Origin of the sequence: Lacibacter sp. H375 (assembly GCF_037892425.1) — a bacterium.
Classification (GTDB): domain Bacteria; phylum Bacteroidota; class Bacteroidia; order Chitinophagales; family Chitinophagaceae; genus Lacibacter.
In genome coordinates this window covers 3397275-3422520 of record NZ_JBBKTT010000001.1, presented here as the reverse complement: position 1 = coordinate 3422520, position 25246 = coordinate 3397275, and the positions used below count along the sequence as shown (strand labels likewise).

General features: G+C 37.9%; 14 protein-coding genes. 1 reads left to right on the top strand and 13 read right to left on the bottom strand.

Features of this window, described 5'->3' with window-relative positions; genetic code table 11:
• Positions 1-224: 224 nt before the first annotated feature.
• From WG954_RS14785 to WG954_RS14755, 7 genes are all read right to left on the bottom strand, one after another.
• Entirely contained in the window at positions 225-4331 is a 4107-nt protein-coding gene (locus WG954_RS14785; RefSeq protein WP_340437441.1) for a hybrid sensor histidine kinase/response regulator transcription factor, read from the bottom strand.
• A gap of 274 nt (positions 4332-4605) precedes the next feature.
• On the bottom strand, positions 4606-6243 hold the full coding sequence (locus WG954_RS14780; RefSeq protein WP_340437440.1) for an alpha-L-fucosidase: 1638 nt from the start codon (positions 6241-6243) through the stop codon (positions 4606-4608).
• A gap of 44 nt (positions 6244-6287) precedes the next feature.
• Positions 6288-6623, bottom strand: coding sequence for an L-rhamnose mutarotase (locus tag WG954_RS14775; RefSeq protein ID WP_340437439.1), 336 nt, complete (start codon positions 6621-6623; stop codon positions 6288-6290).
• A gap of 18 nt (positions 6624-6641) precedes the next feature.
• Positions 6642-8579: a glycoside hydrolase family 97 protein gene (locus WG954_RS14770; RefSeq protein ID WP_340437438.1), complete on the bottom strand. Its 1938-nt coding sequence runs from the start codon at positions 8577-8579 to the stop codon at positions 6642-6644.
• Between the two features lie 119 nt (positions 8580-8698).
• Positions 8699-9715 carry a zinc-binding alcohol dehydrogenase family protein gene (locus tag WG954_RS14765; RefSeq protein ID WP_340437436.1) on the bottom strand — a complete coding sequence of 339 codons (1017 nt, stop codon included), beginning with the start codon at positions 9713-9715 and terminating at the stop codon, positions 8699-8701.
• 15 nt (positions 9716-9730) lie between these two features.
• Positions 9731-10801: an aldo/keto reductase gene (locus WG954_RS14760; RefSeq protein WP_340437435.1), complete on the bottom strand. Its 1071-nt coding sequence runs from the start codon at positions 10799-10801 to the stop codon at positions 9731-9733.
• Positions 10802-10811: 10 nt separating this feature from the next.
• Positions 10812-10964 (bottom strand): hypothetical protein, encoded by a 153-nt coding sequence (locus tag WG954_RS14755; RefSeq protein ID WP_340437434.1) that lies wholly within the window; start codon positions 10962-10964, stop codon positions 10812-10814.
• A 136-nt stretch (positions 10965-11100) separates the two neighbouring features.
• Between WG954_RS14755 and WG954_RS14750 the strand changes: the two genes are divergently transcribed.
• A complete protein-coding gene (locus WG954_RS14750; RefSeq protein WP_340437433.1) occupies positions 11101-11988 on the top strand; it encodes a helix-turn-helix domain-containing protein in 888 nt (295 codons plus the stop codon).
• 396 nt (positions 11989-12384) lie between these two features.
• Here WG954_RS14750 and WG954_RS14745 read toward each other — a convergent pair whose 3' ends face one another.
• The 6 genes from WG954_RS14745 to WG954_RS14720 all read right to left on the bottom strand — a co-directional run bounded on the left by WG954_RS14745 (position 12385) and on the right by WG954_RS14720 (position 25045).
• Positions 12385-15522: a glycoside hydrolase family 2 TIM barrel-domain containing protein gene (locus tag WG954_RS14745; RefSeq protein WP_340437432.1), complete on the bottom strand. Its 3138-nt coding sequence runs from the start codon at positions 15520-15522 to the stop codon at positions 12385-12387.
• Positions 15523-15785: 263 nt separating this feature from the next.
• On the bottom strand, positions 15786-16319 hold the full coding sequence (locus WG954_RS14740; protein ID WP_340437431.1) for a YbhB/YbcL family Raf kinase inhibitor-like protein: 534 nt from the start codon (positions 16317-16319) through the stop codon (positions 15786-15788).
• A gap of 98 nt (positions 16320-16417) precedes the next feature.
• Positions 16418-17554 carry an acyltransferase family protein gene (locus tag WG954_RS14735; protein WP_340437430.1) on the bottom strand — a complete coding sequence of 379 codons (1137 nt, stop codon included), beginning with the start codon at positions 17552-17554 and terminating at the stop codon, positions 16418-16420.
• 114 nt (positions 17555-17668) lie between these two features.
• Positions 17669-20092 carry a glycoside hydrolase family 31 protein gene (locus tag WG954_RS14730; RefSeq protein ID WP_340437429.1) on the bottom strand — a complete coding sequence of 808 codons (2424 nt, stop codon included), beginning with the start codon at positions 20090-20092 and terminating at the stop codon, positions 17669-17671.
• Between the two features lie 162 nt (positions 20093-20254).
• Complete coding sequence (locus tag WG954_RS14725) at positions 20255-22186, bottom strand: glycoside hydrolase family 97 protein (protein ID WP_340437428.1); 1932 nt, start codon at positions 22184-22186, stop codon at positions 20255-20257.
• A gap of 42 nt (positions 22187-22228) precedes the next feature.
• Complete coding sequence (locus WG954_RS14720; RefSeq protein WP_340437426.1) at positions 22229-25045, bottom strand: alpha/beta hydrolase-fold protein; 2817 nt, start codon at positions 25043-25045, stop codon at positions 22229-22231.
• Between the last annotated feature and the right edge of the window lie 201 nt (positions 25046-25246).

The following is a 25246-nucleotide window of genomic DNA, read 5'->3' as shown; positions in this document are numbered from 1 at the left end:
AATCTTTCACTTAGAACCGTTGCATAAAAGTACTCAGGTGGGTAGCAGCACAGGTTGCTCAAATGTTGCAGACTAGGTTACAAAATGTTGCAAGTGGATGATTTTCAGAATATTTATTGAAACAAAAGAGTGAGCAAACGATTTTTACAGTTTTAATTAGCAAAATTTACTGCTATGATATAAAAAACTCTTTTTCAAGAAAACCAGAGCAGGGTTCTTCAGCTTTAAGCATCTTTTTCTTTTCTATTGGCAAGATATTGCGAAGGGAGTATTCTGAATTCTTCTTTAAAAGCTTTTGTGAAGTTTTTCGGGTTATTGAAACCCACCTCGTATGCAATTTCGGCAATTGACATGCCGCTTTTTTCGAGCAACTGAGCTGCCCTTTTCAAACGAATGGAACGGATAAATTCAATGGGCGTTTTACCGGTAATCGAAAGAATTTTCCGGTACAATGTAACACGGTTCATAAACATGTCACGGCTGAAATCTTCAACTGAAAACTCAGGCTTGTCCATATTTTTCTCAACAAGTTCCAGCGCTTGTTTCAGGAATTTTTCATCAACTGATGTTATTGTTACTTCAGCCGGGTTAACCTCAATTTGCTTTTGAAATCTTTTCTGCAATAGTTCCTGCTGCGCCAGCAAATTCCTGATGCGTGAAGCCAGTATTTCAAAGGTGAATGGTTTGGTGATATAATCATTCACACCCACTTTTAATCCCTCCAATTGTTTCTCTTCGCTGCCCATAGCTGTAAGTAAAATGACAGGAATGTGGGCGGTGAGCGTTTCTGTTTTAATTCTCCTGGCCAGTTCCACTCCGTCCATCAATGGCATCATAATGTCGCTTACTACAAGGTCGGGGTTCAGGTGTTTAATTTTTTCCCAGCCTTCTTTTCCGTTAGTAGCCTCTTCAACCTTATACTGTGCTTTTAGATTGTCTTTTAAATAGAAGCGGATGTCTTCATTGTCTTCTACTACCAAAATTGTTTTTTTTCTGCTGATCCTTTGGCCTTCCTCTGGCATTGTCTGTTCAACATCTTCTACCTGAACTTGATTATTTGCAGTACGATCCGGAGTATGATGAATCTTCTTCGCCGGTAGTAAAACTGTAAAACAGGTACCCTGCTCAGGTTCACTTTTTACAGTAATGATACCGTTGTGCAACCTTACAAACTCTTTTGTAATGGCCAGGCCAATTCCTGTTCCCTGGTTCACCATGCTTTCCGGAACATCTGTTTGAAAGAATCGTTCAAATATTTTTTCCTCCATACCTGCAGGAATTCCAATACCGTTATCTTTTATTTCAATTGCCAGCGTTCCATCATCTTCATTACCGTCAGGAGGATTATACGTCATGTTAAGGCTCACCATCCCGTTATCATGTGTATATTTAAAAGCATTTGAAAGCAGGTTAAATAATATTTTTTCAATCTTATCCTTATCAAAATAAATTTCCAGACTCTCAACGTCCGAAGAGAATGATAACTGTATATTCTTTTTTTCGGCAATATCTAAAAACGAGTCGCAGATATCTCTGCTAAACCCGATAATATCACCAATGGCCGGATGCAATTTTATTTCCTGCACTTCCATTTTCCTGAAATCGAGCAATTGATTTACCAGGCTAAGCAACCGTTTTGCGTTGCGTTGCACAAGGTTCAATTGCTTTTTTTGTTCTTCGTCTGTTGTTTGCTTTATGATCTTGTCTAGTGGGGAAATAATGAGGCTTAAGGGTGTGCGGAATTCATGGCTAACATTAGTGAAAAATTTAGTTTTTAACTGATCAAGCGTATGTGCTCTTTCGGTCTCTCTACGTTGATGCTGCACTTCATAGCGCATATGAATTCTGTCAATGGTAATTCGCCTTGCAAGCCAGAATAATCCGGCAATGATTAAGGCATAAATGATATATGCAATATTGGTTCGCCAAAATGGTGGGTGAATGTTGATCTGCAAACTTTTTTCATCACTCCAAACGCCATCATGATTTAAAACCTTTACTTTAAGCGTATATTTTCCGGGATTGAGATTGGTAAAAGTTACTCTTCGCTGCGTACCATCGGCATACAACCAGTCTGAGTTAAACCCTTTCAGCATGTATGCGTATTTGTTGCCGGCATTGTGCCCAAAATCCAGAGAAGCAAATTCAATTGTGAATACATTTTCTTTGTACTTCAGGTCAATACTTTGCAGTTGCGATAAAGATTGCTTCAACAAAACCCGGTTATTGATCAATTCGCCCGGCTCAACATTGTTATTTAAAATCTGCAAACCCGTAAAAACAATTTTTGTGCGATAAGCCGTTTTTTGAATTTTATCGGGATTAATAATATTAAACCCGGAAGGCCCGCCGAAGATCAATTCGCCTGCCCGTGTTTTAAGTGCTGCGTTGTCGTTGAATTCACGGCTTTGCAGGTTGTTCGTTACATCATAAGTAATAACAGAAAATGCGATTCCGGTTTTATCTTGTTTTGGAATAGCATTACATAATCCGTTTGGTGTGGAAATCCAAAGTGTGTGATGTTTATCTTCCAGAATATTCAAAATAATATCACCTGGCAATCCATCTGCTGTAGTAAATGTTTGAAATCCTTTTGTTTGCTCATTAAACAAATTCAAACCTTCCCGTGTTCCTACCCAAATCCTTCCTTTGTTGTCTTCTAAAAGACAGATAACATTGTCATTGCTTAAGCTGCTTTTATCGCTGGTTTGCTGAAAAGAAAATGTCTCGGTTTTATTTTTTTTAAAAACTGTTAATCCGCCAGAGGTGCCTACCCATAAATTGCCCTCCTTATCCTGGAGGATAGAAGAAATGTAATTGGATGGTAAAGGATCCCGGGTTCCTTTATATTGGGTGTGTTCAAACCTGTTTGTCTTTTTGTCAAAACGATCTAACCCACCACCAAGTGTACCTATCCATAAATTGTTTTGCCTGTCTTCAAATATTTCCCAGATGTTATCACATGATAAACTTAACGAATCACTGTCGCTATGCCGGTAGTGTGTGAACTTCTTTCCATCGAAGCTGTTAAGGCCGCCGAAGTATGTTCCTATCCAGAGAACATCCTGATGATCTATCCACAAGCTTACAATTACGTTATTGCTAAGGCTGTTTTTATTGTTTGGATCGTGCAGGTATTGTTTGAATGTATTTTGCTTCCTGTCGAAAAAAATCAACCCTCCACCATTGGTGCCAATCCAGAGATTACCTGACTTGTCTTCAACAAACTTATTGACATCATCATAAGGAAGGCTCTTTACGTTCGATTCCTGGTGGCGATAAAGCGGAAATAATACAATGTTGCTGTTTAAATAATTTACCCCCTGTTTATAAGTTCCCAGCCAGATGATTCCGTTGTCATCCTTATACATTGTTCGTACGCTATTTTGACTAAGGCTCCGTGGGTTTTTGAGATCATTTACCAGGTAACTGGTGCTGAAGTTATTTTTTTTATTGATGAGGTTTACACCGCCATGGTCAGTAGCCACCCAGATCAACCCATTGTTATCCTGTACAATTTCGGTTACCAGATTTGTATTCAATTTTGACGGGAATGAATTTTCATTAAACTGCCTGACTGAATTAAACTTTGGCTGAAAAAGAAAAGCTCCGGTATTGACAGCCCACAGCCAAATATCCCCATCGGTGTCGATAAACAAATTATATAAATTGATCCCTTTATTCAGATATTGCAAAGTGGTACTGTTGAAAATGATCTTGTTTGATATAAGATCATACTGCTGTAAAAATCCATTCTCATATACAATCCATAATTTTTCGTCTTTCGCTTCTTTAATGGATGTGATTTTTTCCAGGTTTTGATTGCTGAAATTCTGTCTGAAAGGTTTTGATTTCTTATCTGTGCTTGAATACAGGAATATGTCCTGATTATTATACAAAAACCAATACCGGCCATTGTTTCCTTTTACAACTTTGCTGATTCCGCCGGATGGAAGACCAAGAGATTGCAAATACTTATTATAATCAGGATCGAATTTTTCAGTATAGGAATTATAAATACAAGTCCCTCCCCCAGTTAATACCCAAATCTTTCCATCGGGAAGCTCATAGAGTGATTCAACACTGTTATCGGGCAGCGATGAACTGTCATTATAGGTTTTACGAAATACCCTGCAGGAATAACCATCATAACGATTGAGTCCCGACATGGTACCAAACCATAAGAACCCATCCTGATCTTTTAGTATAGCAGTAACCTGGTTATGCGAAAGACCAGTATAAGTATCGAGTTTATAAAAATTATATTGCTCACTTTGAGCAAAAACTGAAAGCGATTGTAAGAATACAATTATCGAAATAATAAAACGCATCACGTCAAGTTTAACCCCCGGCAATTTTTACAGCACAGTTTAATATCCCATTCAATTTCTATCTGAAATAGAGCATCAAGGTAACAAAATGGCCTGTATTACTGAATTTTCAATGTCATCTAATTACAACAGAACGCAATAACTTTCTATAATAAATTTATCATCACCCAATCTATTTGATTTTATTCACTCAAATAGCTTTTGCCGTTGAAACATCCTGATTTTAAAATCCTTAACGCATAGCTTGTTATAAGCAACTTTTTTTTAAAAAAAACTATTTATGTGTCATTTTGAAAACGTACGCTGGTAGATTGCTGTTCTTTTGAGGTAGAGTTATTGAGAGCCCTTGCTCAGTATATTCAAATGACAATGGCTCATTCATTCCCAACAGTTCAATTCTTTGAATGCCGGGAATATGATATGAACTATTGCTGGCTAAACTTTTTATAAGCAGCTTCCCATTTTCCGGCCATCCCATTGCAGTGGCATAAAGCTGGTTTTCTTTAACATTAAAACGAATATCTTCATGCGTAAATGGTTTTGTTTTGCCTTCATTAAATCCTGGTCCGTCGAGCTTTGCCGAAGTTTGTTGTGCAGGCCCTTCTCCAAATATTTTCCATGGTCTTGTACCATAAATACTTTCACTATTTACTTTCATCCACACACCAATTTCTTCAACAATCTTTCTTTCTTTTTCATCTATACTGCCATCACCCCGAACCGGAATGTTCAACATCAAGTTACCGTTCTTGCTAACAATGTCAACCAAAGTTTGAATAACAGTTGCCGCTGTTTTGTAACCATTACGTTCATACAATCCCCGATCATAATGCCAACCACCAATGCAGGTATCGGTTTGCCATGGCAATGGTTGAATGTCGTTGGCTTGTCCACGCTCAATATCCCATACCATAGCCTTGCGTTGATTTTCATCTAAAATTTTTCCATTGATCACTGCACGAAGTTCTCCGTGTTCTTTAATGCTTTTATTATACACGTGAGCAGCAATGCGTAAGCCTACATCACTAACAGGCCATAATGGTAATTGCGAATCATCAAAATAAACCACATCAGGATCGTATTTGTTTATCAGATCTATTGTACGATTGTAAAACTTATTGCAATAATCTTTTGTTGGTGTAGTTATGACACCTTTCTTCCACTCCCAGTCATAACCCTTACTTAATTCATGATTTTGTGCATACAGTTCCTGTGGATCAAGACCTTCCCACCATTTTCCTTTTCCATCAGCTTTGGTGAGTTTGCCATCATAAGACACACCAGCCAGTTCTCCCTTCTTGTCAGCAAGCTGAGCGTACTCATACCACATCCATGCATGAGATGCATGAATACTTACACCAAAAGGAAGCCCATTATTTTTTGCTGCCTTCGCCCAACCCGCAATCAGATCTTTTTTAGGACCAATCTTGGTAGAGTTCCAATGCTTTTGGTATTTGCTGTTGTATAAATCAAAATTATCGTGGTGGTTAGCCATTGCCATGAAATATTTTGCACCAGCATTTTTATACAAGCTCACTAATTCTTCCGGATCCCATTTGTCAGCTTTCCATTCATTGATCACATCTTTAAATCCAAACTTTGAAGGATGACCATATTTCTGTAGATGAATTTTATATTGCCATGATCCTTCTTCGTACATATTTCTTGCATACCAATCACCGGCTTCGGGCTGGCACTGTGGCCCCCAATGTGCCCACATGCCAAACTTTGCATCACGAAACCATTCAGGTGTTTTATATTGCTGCAAGGATTCCCATGTTGGTTTGAATGGTCCTTTTGCAATTGCTTCACTTAAATACTCTGCTTGCAAAAAATCATTGCCCAATGCACTGGATAACCACATTGAAGGTAATGCTGCTGCCATCCCTTTAATTAATGTTCTGCGTTTCATTTTGTAAGTTGTTTAATTACTTATTAATAATATTAATGAGGCAATTACAATTGAAAAATTTTATCCATCAAAATCCACTTCTCGCCTTTTTTTGCCCATGACAATGGTTGTTGAAATTTCCACATTAATTGCTCCCATTCCTGCACCTTGGGGCTACCATTATCCATAGCTGCTTTGCGTTCGAAACTGAAATCATCATATGTTTCCATGATCATGAACAACCTGTTTCCCGTTCGGTAAATTTCCATGTTACTGATACCTGAATCAGTAATACTTTTCATGATCGCCGGCCATACGTTTTCTCTTTTGTGCCAGTTTTCATATTCGGCAATCAAATCCGGATTATCTATTAAGTCAACAGCCAAACAGTATCTTTTCATTTTATATGGTTTAATCATTTAATTGTCTTTGTTATTTTGAACTTCCAGGACAGCAACAAACCCTCCTCTTGGAAGACATTCAATTTTCACATTGTCCCCTTTTTTAATTTTTATCGTTTCAGAAGAAAAAGATTTATTATCCTTCCCGTCTTTGATAAGTTGAAAATTATAATTCCGTTTATCAAGAAAATCGAACTTTACTATTAAGGTCTGTGTTTGATCCTGCCCGTTCAATCCGCCGATATACCATTTGCTTCCTTTCCTGCGGGCAATAATGACCTTTTCTCCCGGATAACCATCGATTAGTTTTGTATCATCCCAGCTAACCGGCACCTGTTTTAAAAATTCTTTTGGTTCTGTTGGTAACAAGTGAAATGCTGAAGGTCTGTCGGCGAAGTGCTGAAGCCCCGATTCAAAGACAACAGACAAGGCCAGCTCATGAGCATAAGATGTAATATGCGGATGTTGTGAATTTGAAAAAGTAACCGGCGTGTAATCCATAGAACCAATCACATTGCGTGTAAAGGGAAGCGTAGCATTATGAGCCGCTGCTTTATCTGTCAATACCTGTGTATTGTTGTACCATTCTGCACCGTACACCGCCTCTGTTGTCATCAGGTTGGGATAGGTACGTGCCCACCCCCTGGGAATTGTGGCTCCATGAAAATTCACCAACAGATGATATTTTGCCGCATCTTTCAAAATATCAATGTAATAGTTCATCATATCTTGCTGATCACCTGCAAAAAAGTCCACCTTGATTCCGAATACCCCAATTTTATTGAGCCACGAAAATTCTTTAACACGTTTTTCTGCTGTCTGTAAGCGATCGTTCGGTGTGGGATCGAGCCAGGCTGTACCGGAATTATACCACATCAAAGGTTTAATGCCTTTGCTTTTTGCGTAGTTAACGGCATCCAAAATATTGCCACCGTTTCCCATTACATCCCATTCCCAATCAATGAGTACATATGGCCAGTTCATTTCTGATGCGAGCTGCACATACTCAACAACTTTTTTATAATCCTTCGAACCATGATTGTTTGCCCAATAGACCCATGATACTGCACCCGGCTTTATCCAATCAGTTTCTTTTAATTGGTTTGGCTGGCTCACATCTGTGATCAGAGTTGATTCAACAATAGCTGACAATTTCCCAACCATGAGTGTATGCCACTGCGAAGTCCATGGCAATATTGCAGTAACTCCGGTTTCATTTGTATTGTTACCTAACGAAGGATATTTTACATGATATGCATTGGCATTTTTGAGGTTAGATAATTTTGCTGCACAATTGTTTTCAGAAACATCGGCTTCGGAAATTAATGCATAAACAGGTTCGTTCTTAATTTTAAATAACGCAGGAAACCCCCACTCCTGTTCTTTGTTTATGCTCAAACCATTTTTACTAAGCGGAAAAAAATCTTCATACGCAACAGAATAAGGCTGCATCCAACGGTGTGTGCTCTCTGGCAAATTATAAGTTGTGGCTTCACTAATGATACTTACAGCTGAATCGGACCGGTTGGGGAAAATATACCGGAATGTAATACCATCATTATAAACTCTGAAAACAATATCTAAAGATTGATCGTTTGCATTTTTGTAACTAAAGGTTTTTTCCCTGCCAAAATTCTCACATAGGTTACGTTTACCGCAAATCATTTTATATTGATCGTGCACTTGAGTTATTTTAGACTCTCCCACCAACCTTAGATTATCGGTAAATGATTGATCTTTCCGGGAAATTCCTAAAACGGAATTTTTCATTACTTCTACATATGCCGAACCTTTTTTATACAGTACTTTAAAATATACCGTGTAACCAGGTTTGTTCACTGATGACTTTAGCGCACTAACCACGATCTTAATATTCTTATCCGGAGATAAAATCTCTTTTGCGAAAGCAGCCAGTGAGGTTGACAAGCAAAAAAGAAAAAGGATTAACAGCTTCATTTGTTACTTTATTTGTTTTTAAAACACCTCTGCAATTATTTATTAGTTTATTTCATTGGCCTCAACAATGGTATTTGCATTGTTTCAGTGTGTTCACTTTTTTTATTGATGAAACCTTATTAGCTCATTTCCACCATTGCTTTTATGACAGCTTTAGCCGGGTTAAGCCATCCTTCAAATTCCTCTTTCACTTGTTCAAATACTACACGATGTGTGATATATGTAGTTGGATCTACTTCTTTCCGTTTCATACAGGAAATGACATGTTCAAAATCTTCCCGTGTGGCATTCCTGCTGCTCATTAGCGTTGCTTCCCGTTTATGAAATTCAGGATGACTAAAAGAAATTTTTCCTTTCTGCAATCCAATTAAAACAAATCGTGCGCCATGTGCCATATATTGAAACGCAGTATTAATAGCGTTTAAATTTCCAGTGGCGTCAATAACAACTGTTGGCATATCGCCCATGGTAATTTTCATTAACTGCTCCGCAACATCTGCCTCCAGCGCATTGATCGTGTGCTCAACATGTAATTTCTCTTTGCAAAACTTCAACCGGTTGTTATTGATATCGAGAACAATAACTTTTCCTCCTGCTATGCGTGCAAACTCAATTGTTCCCAATCCTATTGGCCCTGCACCTATGATCAAAACAAATTCATTTTTTGTTACTCCCGCTCTCCTCACTCCATGTGCTCCAATGGCCAACGGTTCCACAAGCGCCAGTTCGTCGAAGCTTAATCCTTCACCATGAATTAAAGAATAAGAAGGAACCGAAAGATATTCAACCATGCCTCCATGCTGATGAACACCACACACTTTAATATTCACACAAGCATTTTGTTTTCCATTTCGGCATGCAATGCATTTTCCACAATAGAAATAAGGAATAAATGTGACCGCTTCACCAATTTCAAAACCAGGAGCATCATCAACTGCAATCAATTCGCCTGAAATCTCGTGTCCTAAAATACGTGGGTATTCAAAATAAGGTTGCGTTCCTTCAAACGCATGCAGATCGGTTCCGCAAATTCCAATTCGTTTGATCTTTATTATGGCTTCCCCTGATTTTAATTCAGGCCGTTCGCCGACTGCATAGTCAAACTCCCCGGGGGTTGTACAAACTAATGTTTTCATTTTTGTTCTATTTATTCACTTCTGAATTGATTGTTGAAGCCAGGAAATAAAATCCACTTCAATTAAGTTTTTGTTCTTTAATTCTTTCCAAAATTCCACTGGAATATGTGCGTCCACCATTTTCAGATTTGATTTGACACGATTTGCATGAGTGGTATTTAATGCGATACTTTTTACTCCGGGAACATTATACGCAAACTGAACACAGGCCTCCGCAGGCTTTACATTGAATTGTTGGCATGTGTAAAAAAAATCTTCTCTCCATTTCAGCAATGCATTATATGCAACAATACCCCGTTTTATCAATTGGTAATCGAAATAGTTGCTGCCAACCAAAAAGCCTGAATGAAACACAGCGGAATTAATAACATAAACACCCTTGCTATTCATCTCCTCGATGAAATCCAAAAGTTCTTTAGGGTGTCTTTTAATGGTCATGCTGTTGGCAATCATGATCCAATCTAATTCAACATCTCCCGCAATTCGTCTTATTATTTTCCAGTCTTTTGCACCTACACCAACAGACTGAACTTTTCCTTCTTTCTTCAGATCATACAATGCTTCGTATGCATCGAGAATATCCCCATATAATTTTTCGGATTGAGGATAGCCTTTTGCTGCCGCCATATATTCATCAGGATCATGCACCGAAACCATTTGAGGAATATATCCATTCAGCAGTTCATTGCCTTGTTCGAAACATTCTATGATGCCGTCGTAACTGATCTTTTGTATACAGTCATGTTTCAAATCTTTCCACACACCTGGTTCAAACGTAGGTTCGGGTGTCTTTAATTCTGTACGTAGCCATCCAAGCTTATTACTTATGATAACATCTTCCGTACGAATATTTAACTGCTTTAATAATTTACCAAGTGTTTCAAGAGCAAGCCCGGCGCCATACTTGCCAGCAGAATCAAAAACGACTTTTCCGTTAGAAAGTCGGATACATTCTTTAATAATATCCAGCTTCTCCTCCTCCGTGAGTACAACAAATAAATTTCCAAGCCCACTTGTTCCAAAAATTACTGGCGGCAGAACAGGAGTAGCTGTATCGTCTTTTTTTGTATGCTCTTTTATGACCATCCTATTAAATTTATAGATCGACTTTATTATGTTGAATAATCGGGAACAGGCCCAGGTTGTTTGAAAAGCGCTCTAAAAAAAATAAAGAGGTAACTAAAATGAACGCAAAGCCTGTTTTAGAAGCTGCTACTGTTGTTGCGCTTTGAGGAAGTGCTGTATTCATAACTATGGCAAGTGTATGATGTATGATCTGAATATCTCAATAACAAATCTATTCCCTATCTTTCATCCGATCATTCCATGAATAAGACTTTGTTTTATACAAATCCGACTTTTTTCAAGTTTTAAATAACTTGCTGATGAGCAAAAGACTACTGAGACATAATTTTTCACTGCTGCATGTGAACTATGTTAAGCTGAATGAACAGTGGAACTATGCCAATGTGATCAGTCCCTATTTTCGGATTTATTATATTGATGATGGAGAAGGATTTATTTCAAGCAGACAGGAAAAGCTTAAACTGGAAAAAGGCTATTTATACATTATCCCAAGCTTTACGTCTTGCCATTTACGCTGTAACGATTATTTAAGCCAGTACTTTCTTCATTTTTTTGAAGAGTCTGCAGAGGGTATTTCAATTTTTGAGTACAACAGAAAAATTATTAAATCACCTGCAAGTAAAACAGACATTATAAACTTCAAAAGGTTGCTGGAAATAAATCCAGGCAGAGGTATTAACCGTTCCGACAACCCAAAAGATTATGAAAAAAATGCGTATTACAAAAGCTACCAGGATCTTAACAACAACGTCAGCGATTCAATTTACTATGAAACACAAGGGATCATGCTGCAGCTTATTTCCCGTTTCTTAAGTTCTGACCATTTTAAGTCCAGCAATTCTAATCCGATACCATCAAAGATCCTTGATGCAATGAGGCATATACAGTTAAACCTGAAAAAGAATATAACTGTAGCTGACCTGGCTAAAAGAGCAAATCTGCAGCACGATTATTTTTCAAGATTATTTTTACAATCTACAGGCGAAAGACCGTTGAATTATATACATGAGAAGCGAATTGAACGGGCTCAATATTTAATTGCAACTACAAGTTTATCCTTTAATGAAATAGCTGCAGAAACCGGATTTGAAAATGTCCCTTATTTTGCAAAAATTTTTAAAAAAGTTACCAGTCTTACGCCGGGTGAATACAAAAAACAAAACGAGTTGATGTATAAAGTACGCTAAAACTTGTTGATTTGACCGTAAGATTTCCTCCGATTTTTTAATCAAACGTTGCTTTACCATTTAATAATAATGTGTTTCGATTTTTTTACAACGCAATATCATTGAATATTTTTTCAACAGGTGAAATGACCATTGTGCAAATGTGTTAACCGATGCCGGCAGAAAAAAGAAAGAATAATTCCATAAAAAAATTGCGGATCATCATATCTGACTTGTTTAAACAGAATTCAATTTAGTTCAATGCCAGGAATCAGCCGACTAATAATAAATCGGTATATTTTATTCTGATCTCAAAATAACTATAGCCGATGGAATCGTTACGCACTTCGCAGTAATTTTTTTTATTTGAATTAAGATACACAATTTTATTACTTCTGTCGGATCATTTATCGTAATCTATAATTTCCCGCTATATTCCATAATAAAACCAAAGTAATAGGCTTTATTACCAGCGTTGGTATACTTGTCCATTGTTTTCGCCCCCCATGTATCATCGCCGCCAACTCCGTGAATATTCAAATCAATATTCAGGTTAATAAAATCACGTTTGGGAAGCTGGTAGTCATGCGTTGCGTTTTCCAAATCATCTTCTGTATAAGGCCATGCTCTGAAATTGAGGGGCTGCAAACCTGTTATTTTAATGTTGTTATTGTTTTGGGTACTTAAAGAAACCCAACGAACATCGCAACGGTTAGAATTGTCTTGCGGTGCCGGATATGCTGTAATGAAATTAGTTAATGAAGAATTGTATAATCCTATTAAAGAAGCAGTTTTCCTGTCGGGGTAATTTTCGTATGGGCCACGACCATACCAATCAATTCTGCTATAACTTTCCGGAATACGAACTCTCATGCCAAATTTAGGAATCAGCGGAATGGTATCGCTCAACGGTTTGTATGTCGCTTCAATCTGTAGTTTTCCTTCACCGTTCAATTGGTAACTCAGCGTATAGTTGGCACCGATAGTTGGTAAATTCATATCAAACTTAACAGTTACCAAATTGCCTTGCCTTGATACATTAACATTTTTAACCACCGCATTTTCTGCTGCTTTTTTCCATTTACCTAACTCTTTCACGAAGCCACTTTGTTTTTGATTATCGTTTGCTGTTTTCCAGAAATAAGGTTCAAGTTTCCCTTTCAACAATTCCTGTTCATTAACTTTCCAACTTACTAATGAACCATTTTTTCTGTCTAGTGTAAAAGACATTTTTTCTGTCTTTAATTCTATTTGTGATAATGATTCAGTAACTACTACTTGTTTTTCTACCGTCAACAGCTTTGCCCACATATATGGTTTAATAAGGAATTGCTCACGTGCAATACAAAAACCTTCTTCAGCCCACAGCGTTGCAGTCTTTAGTTTTGCATAAGTATTCAGAAAAATTTCTGAGGAAGCAGTGTCTGTTGTTTGCAATGAAGGAACCGTGATGTTTGAAGACATGCCTGGCAAAATGTTGCCGCAATGCACCGTTCCCTTTTGTAACGATTTGCCATTCGATGTGTATTCATATTCAAAATCGAAATTGCCAAGCGGAAGAAAATCAAAATGATTTGTAACCTTGATTGTGTTCTTATCTTTCAACAGTTGAAATATAACCGGCTGGTAAACTTTCTGCACTTCGTAGTAGTGAGGATATGGTTTTCTATTGGCTGAAACCAATCCTCTCACACAAAAATTCCCTTCGTTTGGTTGATCGCCAAAATCACCGCCGTAAGACAAAAACTCATCATCTTTCAACTCATAATCATCCGGATGTCCGGTAAGTTTCAAAGGGGAGCCATCCCTCTTTTTTGCAAGCCCCCCGTCTGCCCATTCCCAAATAGCAGCGCCAGTAAGACTTGAATCGGCATAAATTACATCCCAGTATTCCTGCAGGTTTCCACCGGAGTTACCCATTACATGTGCGTATTCACGCATAAATACCGGCTTGTTTTTTATTTTTTCGCCTAAGTTTTTCAGATCATCAGGATGCAGGTATCCTTCATCATAAATTCCTGCAACATCACGGTGTGAATCAGAATAAATTACCCGGCTTGTGTCCAGTTTTTTTATGGCCTCAGCCATAGCTATTAAATTCTGTCCTTTGCCTCCTTCATTTCCTAAAGACCAGAAAATAACACAGGGATGATTTTTATCCCGTTGTACCAATGAAACAGCTCTTTCCATATGCGATTTTTTCCATATCGGGTCATCGCCCATCTCTTTATTGCCAATTCCAAAACCATGCGATTCCTGGTTTGCTTCGTCCATTACATAAAAACCATACTTGTCACAAAGCTCATAAAACAATGGTTCATCGGGATAATGACTGGTGCGTATCATATTGATATTTGCCTGCTTCATCAGTTCCAGATCACGAATCATTGTATTGCGGCTCACATGCCTTCCGGTACGTGGGTGTTGTTCGTGGCGGTTCACTCCTTTGAGTTTAACAGCTTTGCCATTGATATAAAATACATCTTCTCTTACTTCAATTTTACGAACACCGAAATAACATTCGGCTTTGTCAACAATCTCGTTCTTATTGTTTTTTAGTTTCAGAATAAAATGATATAACTCCGGTGTTTCGGCACTCCAAAGCCTGGGATGTTTTATCAACGATTTTAATTGGATTGACGCCTGATTTAATTTTTGGAGCACGGGTATTTTTCTGATAAATGAAAGATCAACCCGATCACCTTGTGATGTGAAACCTGATACTTCTCCATCCACGTACAATCCTGAAACGTTTTGAACGGAACGGTTATCAATACTAATGTCAATGGAAATGTCAGCGTTGGTAAAGGAATTATCCGGAACAGCGTTCACAAAAAAATCACTGATAAAAGTTTTTGGCCGTGCAATTAAATCTACGTCTCTGAAAATGCCACTCAATCGCCAGATATCCTGGTCTTCCAGGTAGCTGCCATCGCACCAACGATAAACTTCAACTGCAAGTTTGTTTTCACCTTTACGAATGTATTTTGTTATATCAAACTCGGCAGGCGACATGGAGTTTTCGCTGTACCCAACTTTTTGTCCGTTCACCCATACATACATTGCCGATAGTACACCGCCAAAGTTTATGAATACTTGTTTATTGTTCCAGTTTTCAGGAATGGTAAAGGTTGTGCAATAACTGCCAACAGGATTTCGCTCAAGAAAGCTTGTAAAATGTTTTTCCGGTTCGCTTGTAACTTTTGGAGGATCTTTTTTGAATGGATAAGTAACGTTGGTATAAATGGGTGTTCCAAATCCCTGCATTTCCCAGTTTCCAGGAACCAGGATGTGCGTCCAATTTTCTGTTGAATATTTCTCCGTATAAAAATCTACCGTTCTTGACTGCGGATCGGGTGACCATTTAAACTTCCACATACCGTTAAGTGACCGAACAGCGGGATTATTTGCTTTCTGTTCATACAAAAAAGTATAAGCATGCGGCTTTTCTTTGTTTATGCCATTAACATCAGGATTTTCCCAATCAGGAATATTTTGTGCGAAAAGAAAATTTATTGAGGAAAAGATGATTCCAAAAAAGAGTTTTCTTATCATATCACTTGATTTATTTGTTTTGTTTTTTTTAGAATGGTTTCAAATCCTTGAGATTTTCTGAATCACTCTTTCATTTAAGTTCCGCCCAACCCTGCTTATTTCAATGGGATTAAAAAAAGTGCGTAAGCTTACTAAACCCTATTTATTTGGCTATTCCTATTTTTAATTGTCTGCCCGAAGGTTGATATCGCAAAAAATAAAATTGTTACAAATAAAAAGGTTCGCTTCATACTTTTCTATCTGAATTGAATTCCGTCAATTTATTAATTCCTGAATAAGCCGTTTAATGTAGTCTCACTAAGTATATGACCTTTCAGTGCCTCCAGCAGATCAGCTTTGGTCATCCCATCTTTTGATGTTAAGGTTTCATCCAAAGCAAATAATTTGAAATTATACTGATGCGTTCCATACGGGGGACAAGGACCATTGTATCCCTTTTTATTCCAACTATTCAAACCCTCTGTCGCTTTGATTTTTTGGACGCTTAATTTCTCTTCAAGACTAGTTACTGTGCCTGGTATATTATAAATTACCCAATGTACCCAGGTACCCATTGGTGCGTCCGGATCATCCATAATTATTGCAAAGCTTTTCGTTTTTTGAGGAATTCCCATCCAACTAAGTGGTGGTGATATATTTAAGCTATCGCATGTATATTTAGCAGGGATAGGCTTCCCGTCTTCGAAAGCTGAGCTGATCAGTTTAAAAGTGCTTGCAGTTTGCGACTTTGACACACTTGAAACAAACATTAAGATCATTAAAAAAAAGTGTGTCTTGACAGCATTTTGAGTATTCATATCTTTTAAGTTAGACAGTTAATTTATTTAGTGTGTTCCTAAATTCAAGAGCGTTCTATGCAATGCTTCTTATCAAACCTACTCCATGCGTCATCAAACTAATCCCTTGAAGGAATAAACGTAAATCTCCTTTTCAACTGTAGAAATGGCTTTTCAAAAAATCTATACGACAACAATGATATAATTACAGTAGCAAGGAAGGCGATAATAAAGCCAATATTGTTTTTCCATTCATACAAACCAATCATTGTACTAAAAGATGCCAGTTCCTCTTTAAATATTTGATATACCAGCCAAAACATGGTGATATGAAAAATGTACATGCCATAAGATATACGACCGAGGTACACCAATGCAGGTGGCATATATTTTGACGAAGCTCCATACAACGACAGAAAAAACAGTACAACTCCGGCAAGTATCAAAAACCAACCAGCAATAGCTTGTGAAATAGTTGAGAGGTGTGGAGCATCTGCATGAATTCCACAAACAATTGAGGCTAACAACCAACATACCAGTCCTGCAAAAAACATTGCAATTCTTGGAACTACATGCCATTTTGGTTGCCATCCCTTTAAATAAACGGAGAGAAGAATTCCTGCTGCAAAAAATTGAAATTGCACAAAGCTGTTTGTCCATTCGCCGCTAAATCCTTTTGTGGGCTTTTGAGCATAGTAAATAATAGTGGCGTAAGCTGCCAGGAGTGCCAGAAATGAAAAAATTTTTAACCCTCTTTTGCCTGCATAAAATACAACTAACGGAAGTAAAATGTAAAGTTGTTCTTCAACAGAAATGCTCCAAAGCGGATTAATAGGATAAGACGAAAGCCATTGATTAAAACTAATATACCAGTTGCCGGAAAATAAACTAAATGCAAGTTGTGTTCCGGGTGTAATATGCCCGAATTTGTCTGAAAACTGTGTAACTAATACCATCCCAAAAAAGAAAGTAAAATACAATGGCCAAATGCGAAGAATGCGTCTTATGTAAAAAGATCTGATATTGATTTTCCCAAATTGCTCATGTTCCTTAGTAAGTAATTCTGTTATTAAAAATGCACTTAGAAAAAAGAAGAGTGGAACTCCATAAACTCCAACCAAACTGATATGATGTCCCCAATAATATTGTGAAGGGTCAATTGGTGCAAGGTCCATTCGATGTGTAAAAAACACAAATAGAAATGCACAAAAGCGAAGCAAGTCTAGTTCAGGTTTGTAATATCTTATTGGGGGCATAAGGCCGTTTTGTTATGGGGTGCAATTTTTATTATGGAAGCGGTTTTGTTTTCATGTAATTTGCTAACTGCACAAATTAAAACGGAAGATTACTCTATTATAAACCGGTAAATATTATTTGAAGTTTATTACCACTTTGTTTTGATTGTAGTTGATCGTTTTATCATACTTATTAGATAAACGATCGCCATTACCTTTATTAGAATCTACTATAACAATATTAAACACCCGGTTCTTCAACATGCCGGGAAAGCTACCCTTCTGTTTATCTATTGTAAGTGTTTTTTTAGCATCGTTCCAATGAAATTGAATGGTTGAATACATTCCTTTTTCATAATTGTAATTATCATTTTCATCTTCATACAATGTAAAGTTGCCATCAGTGCCTTTGTAAATCCTTATTTCCAGGCTGTCCCATTTCTTTTCAGTTGCAAACTGGACATTAGATCCCAGAGGTACTATTGACCCTGCTTTTACATACAATGGCAAAATATCCAGTGGTACTTTTTTTAAAACAGTCTGTCCGCCTGTAAATTTTTCTCCGGTCCAGAAGTCGTACCAGTCTGTTCCTTTTGGCAGGTACACTTCTTTTTCTCTAATGGTACTATAGTCAACCACTTTTACCGAGTCATTATTACGCCGTTCTGTTTTCCAATACATTGGTTGGGTAACCGGGCATACCAGGAAGGACTTCCCAAAAAGATATTCATCATTTATGTCAAGCGCCTTTTTATCCTTAGAGAAATCCATCATCAGTGCTCTCATCATACTGGATTGGCTGGATGTAACCAGCCAGGAGTTTGAGTAGATATAAGGAAGGAGCAGATAGCGAAGATTAATATACTTTTCTATTGCATCATAAGTAGGATTTCCTTTTGCACCAAACTGGTAAATTTCACGGGGATACCCTTCGCCATGAGAACGCATCATTGGACAAAAAGTGCCGAACTGTATCCAACGAGCATGCATTTCTCTGTAATCAGGGTCTTGAAGTGGGCTTTTATAATCCCATAAAAAAAATCCGCCAATATCACTATTCCAATAAGGTATGCCTGAAAGCGAAAAATTAAGTCCGCACGATATTTGGTTTTTAAAATTTTTCCAGGATGCTTTTGTATCACCCGACCAGGTATTGGCACCATAACGCTGTTGACCGGCAAATGCAGAGCGGGTAAGAATAAAAACTCTTTTTTGTGAAGATACTTGGCGCTGATGTTGGTACACCCCGCCTACAGACATTAATGGATAAGCGTTGCGAACCTTACGAAACGAGCCTAAATAGGTTTTCTCATCATAGTCTTCTTTTTTTTCATCTAAATGGTCAGGCTCGGATGAGTCCATCCACCAACCATCCATGCCCAACTTAAAAATGCCCTCATTCAGGTATTTCCAATAAAGGTCACGGGCGGCAGGATTAAATGCATCATACACTTTAACACCGGAGGGATAATCCATTTTGGGCGGAAATGTTTCCACACCAGATGAAGGCCATGTGCGAAAATTGAACAATGCATTCATTTTGTTGAGTTCTTTATATTGCTTTGTCATTGGCCCAAAAGAACTCCATATAGAAATAATTGCATGAGCATTGTGAGCATGCACATCATCTACCATTTTCTGTGGATCAGGAAAACCGGGGTTTAAAAATTCCATTGCATTCCACAAATAATTATTCCCCCAATATTGCCAGTCCTGAATGATCCCATCAAGTGGAACTTTCAAATCCCGATATTTTTTTACTACATCCACCAGCTCTTCCTGGCTTTTGTATCGTTCCCGGCTTTGCCAGAAACCATAGGTCCATAAAGGAAACATGGGTGCCTGCCCGGTGAGGTTACGCATACAGCCAATAACAGCATCTGCATTGCCTCCATACATAAAATAATAATCCACTCCTTCAGCCACGTCCGATTTAAAGACGGTGCTATCCTGGTTGTCTTCAAAAAGTGTTGGAGAATAATTATCCCAAAACAAACCATAACCCTTTACTGATTGGAAGAAAGGAATGTAATCATCCAGGTTTCCCTGCACCATTCTTAGTTTCACATTTCGTTTACTCATTTTGCCATCATGTTGCTGGCCTAACCCATAAATAGCTTCTGCTTTTTCCAATTCAAACGACTGTGAAACAGAATAGGATTTTTCACCAGCATCAATTATTTCTTTGAACGAAGTGCCACCGGATTTTTCTTTGAGAAGTTGTACTGACGACCCTGATAAATAATTAATCTCACCTGTTTTAAGGTTTATCTTAATATTTATCGCTTTACTTTTCAGCAACAGTTCATGTTTGTTTTTCTTTGTGGTAAATAAAACCCTTTCCGGAAATTTTATCACAGCAAGGCTTTGTTTTTCAAACTTAGCTCCTGTTGGATATTTTGTAATTCTTACTATTGATGGCGCATAGAACTGAACTTCTATGTTAACACCATTAATTGCTGTATTAATACCAGTTTCAGTAATGTTGTAATCCTGTGCATTAGCAGTACTGATTGTAATCAGCAAATGAAAGATTCCCAAGTATGCAATTCTCTTCATTTTTTGAGATTGTTCTTTTTGTTATATGCAACAATATTTTAATTATATTTTTATACCAGGCTGCTTGTTTATTCGGTTAAATTCTAACCAAACATTTTTCAAATGATGCGTTTTTGCAGTATCGTTAAACTCTCATATCCCCGTAATCATTTCCTTTCACGCTCATTCAAGCACCATTACAAAACCACCATTTCCATTTAATGTAATATTCACTTTCTTATTTTTGAGTGTGTTCATTTCAGTTTTTGAGAACAGCATTCCCTTTTCACCATCTGTGAAAAGAGTTACTTTGCTTTTCTTAAATGCAGTAAGGTCAACACTTAGTTTCTTCTCGTCTGTTGTTCCATTTATGCCTGCTATGTACCATTTGTTACCGCTACGCCTGGCAATCACAGCATACTTTCCTGGAAATCCTTCTAAAAATTTTACATCATCCCAATAATCAGGAATTGTTTTCAAAAAGAGTTTTACATCTTTTGGAACATTCCCCATCCCTTCCGGTGCCTGGGCATAATGTTGTATGCCTGATAAGAATAGAACTGAAAGTGCAAGTTCAAATGCAGGAGTTGTTCTCCTTATACAATTAGATGATGTAAGCCCCGTAAGATTCATCGGTGTAAAATCCATTGGATCGAATGCGTTTCTCGTAAACGGCAACATAGCGCAATGGTTGGCCTGCTTATCTGCTGCACTCTGATCAAATGTTACCATCTCCATTCCATAAATTGCTTCGGTTGTCATAAGATGAGGATATGTTTTTTGCCATCCTCTTGGTAATGTTGCGCCGTGAAAGTTTACAAGCAGCTTATATTTTGCGGCATCATTCAAAATGTCAATGTAGTATTCAATCATACTTTGTCCATCGCCACCAAAGAAATCAATCTTTACACCTTTAATACCCATTGCCTGAATACGACTGAATTCTTTTTCCCTTCCTTCTTTCGTCAGCAACTTATCTTTTGGAGTATAGGTTACCGTATTCCAATCGCCTGCTGAATTATACCATAATAGCAATGCAACATTTTTCTTAGCAGCGTAGTCACTCAGAATTTTTATGCTGTCATATCCAATCTTAGCATCCCAGGCAGCATCTACCAGGCAATATTGCCAATGCATATCAGCAGCATAGTCAATGTATTTTTTTTGTTCACTGAAAATGATATTGTCATCTTTGCTGTTTATCCAACTCCAGGATGCTTTGCCTGGTTTAATAAATGAATGATCTATCGCAATAGCTTTTGGTGCCAGATCTGTACCCAATGTTGATTCTGCAATTGTTTTCAAACTGCCTATTGTTATAATGCGCCACGGTGTAAGCCATGGCTTGTTGTTTTGTGGCAAATAACCGCCACCTGTAAACACTTCCCTGGGATCGGCAAAGCCAATTGAATAAACAGACGAAGCAGAGTCGTTAATTAATCTTGTACCACAGTAAGCACCATCAAGTGCTGCTTCTGTAATCAGCACCCAAGTATTATTTGTTTTAAATAAAGCCGGATACACCCAACCTGATTTTAACGGCGACACTGTGCCAACAACAATATCCTGCAAGTAATGTTCTTCATAAGATGGATGAACTTTTTGCCAACCTGTTTTTGCTTCACTCATTGGTTGCAGCCAGGCTTTAGCATTTTTATCAAATGTAAAAGAGGAATGTTCTCCAATAATTGTCTCCTTATTTTTTATCCAGGGAAAAGAATACCGGAAAGCAACACCATCGTTTGACAACCGGAAAATGATTTCCATTTTTTTCTTTTCTTCATTAGTAAAAGACAGTACCAGTTGATTGGCCTGGTAAACAATGTTGCTTTTTTTTGCATTCTTCGTTTGATAACTATCTGTTATACGCACCGGTTTTGATGTCGTCAATAACTTCATGCCTTGTGTAAAATCATGCCCTTTCATCATAACACCCAAAGCCGAAGGTTCAATAACGCTGGCGCCGGATTTTTTTATGCTGTATTGAATTTTACCGGAAGCTGATAAGAATACATTTAGTACGATGGATTTGTCAGGACTTTCCAATTTAGTAACCTGTGCAAAAAGTGAATGACAAAACAGGATACAAACAGTTACAATTAATTTCGATTTCATATTTTTCTTTAAGAATTATTCCGGAACCGGTTGAACGTTGATTTATTTTTGGGTGATGCCTTTCCAGTCGTCCGTTCTGAATGGAACTGCTGGCAACCCTTCAGAATTTATGAGGTTACATTCGGGGTTATCGGCCCACGCATATCTCACTGCTACTGGTTTTTTTACTTCTGCAGATGATACTACAATTTCATTCCCTTCAATAGTTGCTGTGGCCCAATAAAATTTTTTGTCGGCACCGGCAATGGAAAAACCAATTATTTCTTTTCCATCTTTTGTTTTAAGCGTCGTACCGTTATTAATAAAATTGATCCTGATATGATCGCCTTCTATTTTATAACTTTTATACTGTGGCCCGGAAGCAACAACATTTTGTTTATACACCATTTTGTTGGCCAGCAATGCCAAACGGTAGCCAACGTCCTGTTTGTTTTTCGGATGAATATCACCCGCTTCTCCAATATCAATAGCGCAAGCCATGCCTGTGTTAGGTAGCGATAAGGTTCGTGTTTGTGCTTCTCTCAATTCTGCCCATTCACTTTCATCTGGAAGTGGTTTTGTTTTCATGTAATTGGCCAACTGCACAAATAAGAATGGAAGATTACCTTGTTGCCAGCGTTGTCTCCAGTCTGCAATCAGCATAGGAAATAATGTTCGATAATCATAAGCCGCTGCTGCATTTGATTCACCCTGGTACCAGATAAATCCTTTGATGCCATAAGGAATAACCGGGTAGATCATGTTATTAAAAATAACAGAAGGGTTTTGCTGATAATTATGCATTTTAGGAAGTGCAGGTTCAACATCTTTTTTGTAAACCCATTTACCGCCTAATGAAATTTCAGATGAACCATCGGAAATAAAAACTGTATCTGCCGGATTCAATCCACCACCTGTCCATAACATAGCCATTCTTAATGCGATAATATTTTCTCCGTTCTTTACCAGGTTGGCCGGAATGGTATACGTATGTGTTGGATTGGAATACCAAACATTTTTACAAATTTCCTGACCATTAAAGTAGAGCGTATAATTCATCTCGGGATGACCAAGGCTGATGGTTAATTCTTTTTGATGATAAGATTCAGGCAGGTTGATTTTTTTTCTTAACCACACGATACCTTCAAAAGGACCGATTCCAAAATTTTTTATCACATTGGGCATTTCGATTTCAGTCCAACCGGCATCATTAAATTCTGCAGACGGGACTAACTTGTCCGCATTATTTTGCGGATTATAGATTATATCCCAAAAACGTATCTGTTTCAAACTGTCCTGAATAATATCTTCCTGGCTTATTGAAATTGTATCAACAACAAGTGTTCTTTCCCTTGTAACAGGTGAAGTAAGCAGCATTTCTCTGCTCATCCATGATTCGATGGCGGTGCCGCCCCAGGTGCTTTGAATAATACCAATCGGAATATTTTGATCTTGGTGAATTTTACGTGCAAAAAAGTACGCAACCGCTGACCATTCCTTCACATTTGATGTGTCACAAATTTTCCATTGATCAGTTTGAATATCAGTTTGAGGTTTTATTTGTTTGCCCTGCTTCACATAAAGAAATCGAATTTTTGGAAAATTGGCATTGGCAATTTCTTTAGCAGCATCTTTTGCCAACTGCAGTTGCCACTCCATATTTGACTGACCAGAAGCAACCCAAACATCACCAATTAAAATATCTTTTAGCTCAATAACATTTGCCGGCTTTTCCTGTTCAATAATTTTTAGTGTATAAGGCCCCCCTGCTTTAAACTTTGGAAAATGCATCATCCATTTTCCTTTGCTATCGGCTTTTGCTGTTGCTCGTATCTTTCCAAGTGTTGCCACTACAGTTGCTCCCGGGCTGGCATTACCCCACACAGGAATTTGAATATCCCTTTGCAAAACCATATTACTGCTAAACACTTTTGGCAAACTGAGTTGAGATAAATTTCCCTTGCTTTTTTTGAAAATATGCTGTGCAAAAAGATAAAGATTATTGGCCCACTCAACATCATCATGTCCATTGTCATCTACATGCCATACATGTGGTACCTTTTGTTCTTTCAGATGATTGTGCACACGCTGGCTCACACCAATCAAGCCATCTTTACTGCCACAGCCAAGCCAAAGCAATGCAAGTTGTTCTTTTGCTGGCAACAGATCAGGTAACAGTTTGATGTTATTAAGTCCTCCGAATTCATTTGTATTCGGGGCTGATGAAAATCCGCCAACAAAAGCAAACGTATTGATATGCGAGAGACCAATATTCAACGACTGTCCACCACCCATGGACAAACCTGCAAGTGCACGATGCTTACGATCGGTGTATACAGAATAATGCGATTCGATGTAAGGAATAATATCGTTGAGCAAATCGTTTTCAAACGATTTACCATAACCTTTAAATCCCCCTTTTCGTTCTTCCTGTTCATCAGGTTTGGGATTGGATACTGTTACATTGGTATTGCAATTAGGGAAAACCATAATTACAGGTTCAATTTTACCATCGGCTATCAGGTTATCAATAACATGATCTGCACGCACCCAGTACGGCCATTGACCTGCACCTGAATTGAGACCATGCAATAAATAAATTACCGGGTACTTTCGATCAGGTGAATAACCGGCAGGAGTATACACCAACATCTCCCGACGTGACGAAAGTGTTTTGGAATCGTACTGAACAGTGCTGATTGTACCATGAGCAATATTCTCTCGTTTGTTCCTGAAGCCAACAGGTGGATTGTTGTAAGCCGGCTTATCATCGGGGCCTAATCGAATGGGTGGCCGTTCCTGTGCCCAAACGTTTTCATCAAACAATAAGAAAAAAAATAAAAAACCAATGTATGCAACGGCAGATAATTTTTTAAACATTTTACTTGCACTGTTCTTAATAGTTAAGAATAATTTCCTTGCCTTTTATTTGTACTTAAGAAACTTCAACCTCGTTTTTCTGTTTTCAACGCACTGCAGGTGTTTAACCGGCAGTAACATTTACGCAAGAAAATTTTTGCTCAACTTCTTTTTTCGACATCCACATTTTTAGCATCATCAATCGAACTATTTTTAATGGTA

What these genes read in the sequence shown, in the direction of transcription:
- WG954_RS14785 (WP_340437441.1), bottom strand. Translation starts at nt 4,331, where the DNA reads ATGCGTTTTATTATTTCGATAATTGTATTCTTACAATCGCTTTCAGTT.
- WG954_RS14780 (WP_340437440.1), bottom strand. Translation starts at nt 6,243, where the DNA reads ATGAAACGCAGAACATTAATTAAAGGGATGGCAGCAGCATTACCTTCA.
- WG954_RS14775 (WP_340437439.1), bottom strand. Translation starts at nt 6,623, where the DNA reads ATGAAAAGATACTGTTTGGCTGTTGACTTAATAGATAATCCGGATTTG.
- WG954_RS14770 (WP_340437438.1), bottom strand. Translation starts at nt 8,579, where the DNA reads ATGAAGCTGTTAATCCTTTTTCTTTTTTGCTTGTCAACCTCACTGGCT.
- WG954_RS14765 (WP_340437436.1), bottom strand. Translation starts at nt 9,715, where the DNA reads ATGAAAACATTAGTTTGTACAACCCCCGGGGAGTTTGACTATGCAGTC.
- WG954_RS14760 (WP_340437435.1), bottom strand. Translation starts at nt 10,801, where the DNA reads ATGGTCATAAAAGAGCATACAAAAAAAGACGATACAGCTACTCCTGTT.
- WG954_RS14755 (WP_340437434.1), bottom strand. Translation starts at nt 10,964, where the DNA reads ATGAATACAGCACTTCCTCAAAGCGCAACAACAGTAGCAGCTTCTAAA.
- WG954_RS14750 (WP_340437433.1), top strand. Translation starts at nt 11,101, where the DNA reads ATGAGCAAAAGACTACTGAGACATAATTTTTCACTGCTGCATGTGAAC.
- WG954_RS14745 (WP_340437432.1), bottom strand. Translation starts at nt 15,522, where the DNA reads ATGATAAGAAAACTCTTTTTTGGAATCATCTTTTCCTCAATAAATTTT.
- WG954_RS14740 (WP_340437431.1), bottom strand. Translation starts at nt 16,319, where the DNA reads ATGAATACTCAAAATGCTGTCAAGACACACTTTTTTTTAATGATCTTA.
- WG954_RS14735 (WP_340437430.1), bottom strand. Translation starts at nt 17,554, where the DNA reads ATGCCCCCAATAAGATATTACAAACCTGAACTAGACTTGCTTCGCTTT.
- WG954_RS14730 (WP_340437429.1), bottom strand. Translation starts at nt 20,092, where the DNA reads ATGAAGAGAATTGCATACTTGGGAATCTTTCATTTGCTGATTACAATC.
- WG954_RS14725 (WP_340437428.1), bottom strand. Translation starts at nt 22,186, where the DNA reads ATGAAATCGAAATTAATTGTAACTGTTTGTATCCTGTTTTGTCATTCA.
- WG954_RS14720 (WP_340437426.1), bottom strand. Translation starts at nt 25,045, where the DNA reads ATGTTTAAAAAATTATCTGCCGTTGCATACATTGGTTTTTTATTTTTT.